The sequence below is a fragment of the uncultured Oscillibacter sp. genome, from assembly GCF_947654275.1.
Taxonomy (GTDB): Bacteria; Bacillota; Clostridia; order Oscillospirales; family Oscillospiraceae; genus Oscillibacter.
Window position 1 is genome coordinate 1 of the sequence record NZ_CANTJS010000103.1, and the last position, 3,339, is coordinate 3,339.

The window sequence follows — 3,339 nt, forward strand, 5'->3', positions numbered from 1 at the left end:
TCATAAAATGGTTGATGTCATGCCGGTTTCCATTGGAGTACGATACCATCTTCCGGGCAATTTCTGCGGTAGTCATTGTGATCCCTCCCCGTGGTCGTTTTGACCATTATATCCCATCCGGCCGCCGGAGACAAGCGATTCCTTCCGGGCTGCCGTGTACATCAGCTCATAGACCTGATCCAGCAGAAACAGTCCCCGCCTGGCGTCCTCGGCCCTGGCAATCCCGGCGTTGACGCTCCGGGCGATCTGATTGATATTTACGCCGATTTTATGGATTTCCCAGCGCAGGTCCTTGATCTCCTGGGAGGGCTTCGCCCGGATGAGATTGCCCTCCATGAGCCGGACGAGGTAGACCCGCTTACTGAGGCCGCAGGCTTTGGCCTGTTCCGTCAGAAGCCGGTACTGCGCCGGGGTCAGCTCTATGTGAAGGTGATGACGCCCTTTTTTATCTGCTTTGCTCATGTCCCCTCCTTTTTCTCTGGGGAAGTCTGCCGAATTTTTCTGCCTGAATTTCTTGTTCAAACACCTTTTCCAGATCAAACACATTGCCATAGGGAACGCCCTGACGGCTGTAGGGCTTCATGGGCATGGGAATCCGCAATTGCAATTCCTTCAGCCGCTCCCAATATTGAGGCAGAAACTGATAGATGGCCTTCAGTTCCTTCCGGTTCTTGTTCTTGCAGCACCAGCAGGAAACCCTGTCCAGAATGTCATACAGCCGGATACCGTTTTCCTCCCAGAAAAAGCCCCGCTCATAGCAGTACGCCAGACAGTCCGCCTCCGTCATTCCGGCCTCCGCCAAGGGCGAACACTTGGGCGCTTCCAGCCGTTCCAGCCGCTCCGGCTCGTCCGCCGCGATGCCCACATAGTGGACTTCTGCATCCAGGGCCACGCCATCCAGAGAGCGAGTTTTGAGCTTGGTGCCCCAGCGGCAGGGACCGCCGCACCAGCCGTAGCCCAGGTGGAAGCCGTTCTTTTTTGAGTTCACCGGCCTCTCCAGCATGTTATATAAAAACGGAGCGTCCGGCCTCACCTCTGTGAACCGGACGCCCCGCTGTGCCAGGACCGGCTTTATCCGGTCCCGGATATCGTAGATTGTCTGAAATTCCATTCCCGAGTTGTAAAAGATTACTTCATCCAATGGCATTTTCTTTTCCAGTAATAACAGCAGCATGGCCAAGGAGTCCTTCCCGAAGCTCACGCTGGCGTAAAATGCCACTCTGTGCGTCTGCCTCCTTTCTCCGGCCCGAGGCCGGGACTTTTTGCGTTGACGGCCCAGCATCCCGATGATATAATTTCAGCCGTTGTTATCTCTCAGATGAAAAGAGGCGCGTTTATGAAGCTGGAAACCATAGCCGCGAATTTCGTCCGTCCCCGGATGGGGCGCAGGCTGGCGGTGCTGACCGTCAGCATCATTGTGATTGGAATTTGTGTGGCGGTGTTCAAGACCGTCGGCTTCGGCACGGACCCCTGCTCTACCTTTACCCTGGGAGTCTCCGCCCGGACAGGCGTCTCCTTCGGGACCTGTCAGCTGGTGTTCAACCTGCTGATGTTCCTGCCGGTCATCCGGTTCGACCTCTCCCGCATCGGCGTGGGCACCGTCGCCAATATGGTGGGCGTGGGCTATGTGGCGGACTTCTGCATGTGGATTATCGGGCTGTATACCCCGTCCGAAGGTTTCTCCATGACAGCGAGGATTTTGATGTTTGCCGTTAGCATGACCGCGTTTCTGGTGGCCGCCGCTTTTTATATGGTGGTGGACCTGGGCGTCGCGCCCTATGACGCAATCCCCCAATTGATCTCAGCCCACACGAACCGGCTGAGCGCCCGCGCAGTCCGTATGCTGTGGGACGTCTCGATCTTGTCCCTGGGCTTCCTTCTGGGGTCCACGGTGGGTCTGACAACGCTGATCACCGGCTTCTGTCTGGGCCCCGCCATTGCGTTTGTGTCCGAACGTGTGAAGAGCTGGTTTGAATGAACAAGGCTTGAGACCAGGAATCCTCCGCCCGCAGGCGGCATAGGGGTCAGGGGATGTCCCCTGCAAGCGCGCAAAATGTACATTTGCGCTATGCTTGCGGCCCTGCCGCCAGAGGCGGCAGGGTCTTGCCCCGCCTCCGGCGGGGCCGTTTTCAAGCGGAAGGACTGATTGGAATGGCCGCAGGAGGCGCCTCGTCGGGGCGAAATCCATTCCACTCCGTTTCCACCGCTGGTGAAAACTGCGTTCCATTCCTTTGCCCCTCCTCTCCCCACCGCAAACGCTTCGCTGGTTTGCGGCGGGGACCCCGGTCACCCTCACCGCTCCGGCCCCAAGCGAGGCTGACGGAGCTGTAGATTATAGTGGTCCACCGGCACGTCCCGCAGGTCCAGAGCCGATTTATCCAGTACGTCTGCCGCGTAGCGGGCGTAATTGTAGCCCTCGCTCTCCACCAAAATGCCGCCCCGATGATTTTTGACGCACACTAAAAGGCAATGATACACGCCGTCAACCTCACGCATCAGGTTCCTGTTTTCGATAATAAAGGGCATGTCCTCCAGCAGATGCGTGGAAAAATGCCGGAATTGCTTCTCGGTCAGCTCAACAACCTTGACAACCTCGACGCGAATGGGCTTGTCCTTTGTTATGTTCTGCAAATCCCGCAGACGATTGGCCTTGAAATGAAAATGGGTATAGATCGTGGATGCCGCCATCGTATCCTCCTTTTCCAGAGCGAGGGTGTTACATATAACCCCCTTGGCAGACAGGGCTGGGTGCTAGTACATAACACCCAGCCCCCTGACGTTACCGCTCTTTTGATGATTTGCGCCGCTCTTTTTCCGGCGCTTTTTCTTTGAGCCCATATGCGGCAATATCCTGGATGATCGCATTGGCCTCTGTCTGTACAGCCTCGTCCCCATCCATCGCTATGCCGGACACGGCCAGCGCGATCTCCCTGGCGCCGCCGGTTCCTCCTTTTTGAAGTATCCGGGCAAAAACGGCAACCGTACCCTCTCGGGATGCTTCGTCCGCAAAGTCCTCAGGGATGCACTGCCTGCCCAGATCATAGATTCGCGCGGCGATGCTGCCAGCCGTAACAGCGGGGAAATATGGGTTATCCCACTCCTCAAAGGGAATGGGCGGACAGCCGGGAGGCTGCACCAGATCAAAGCCGATTTCCTGAGAAATCCGGCTCAGGATTTCCCGCACAGCCGGGTCCGCCCGCAGCCGGTCCATACAGGTGGAGTCAGTCACAAGGCAGTTCCGTCCCTGGCGCACCTGGAGAATGTCGGCGGCGCTGAGCCCATCTCCGCTCTCAATGCCCAGGGTCAGCCGGGCGGGAGGCCGTCCGTCCGGGCTGGGTT

The 3,339-nt window shown here is 57.7% G+C and carries 4 protein-coding genes and 1 pseudogene; 1 reads left to right on the forward strand and 4 read right to left on the reverse strand.

All coding sequences use genetic code 11. The features are described 5' to 3' along the window. Positions 1-141: 141 nt before the first annotated feature. Positions 142-462 (reverse strand): annotated as a pseudogene (gene mobC / locus Q0063_RS14475) (plasmid mobilization relaxosome protein MobC); the annotation flags it as partial. Further along, positions 446-1,219, reverse strand: coding sequence for a phosphoadenosine phosphosulfate reductase family protein (locus Q0063_RS14480; protein WP_297872661.1), 774 nt, complete (start codon positions 1,217-1,219; stop codon positions 446-448). The pseudogene mobC and the gene Q0063_RS14480, both read right to left, overlap by 17 nt. 117 nt (positions 1,220-1,336) lie before the next feature. Between Q0063_RS14480 and Q0063_RS14485 the strand changes: the two genes are divergently transcribed. Next, on the forward strand, positions 1,337-1,978 hold the full coding sequence (locus Q0063_RS14485; RefSeq protein WP_297872662.1) for a YitT family protein: 642 nt from the start codon (positions 1,337-1,339) through the stop codon (positions 1,976-1,978). Between the two features lie 314 nt (positions 1,979-2,292). Here the strand turns inward: Q0063_RS14485 and Q0063_RS14490 are convergent, their stop codons facing one another. Both Q0063_RS14490 and Q0063_RS14495 read right to left on the reverse strand, forming a co-directional pair. Further along, positions 2,293-2,688: a DUF6329 domain-containing protein gene (locus Q0063_RS14490; protein ID WP_297872663.1), complete on the reverse strand. Its 396-nt coding sequence runs from the start codon at positions 2,686-2,688 to the stop codon at positions 2,293-2,295. Positions 2,689-2,779: 91 nt separating this feature from the next. Beyond that, on the reverse strand, positions 2,780-3,339 hold a 560-nt coding region (locus tag Q0063_RS14495; RefSeq protein WP_297872664.1), incomplete at its 5' end, for a hypothetical protein.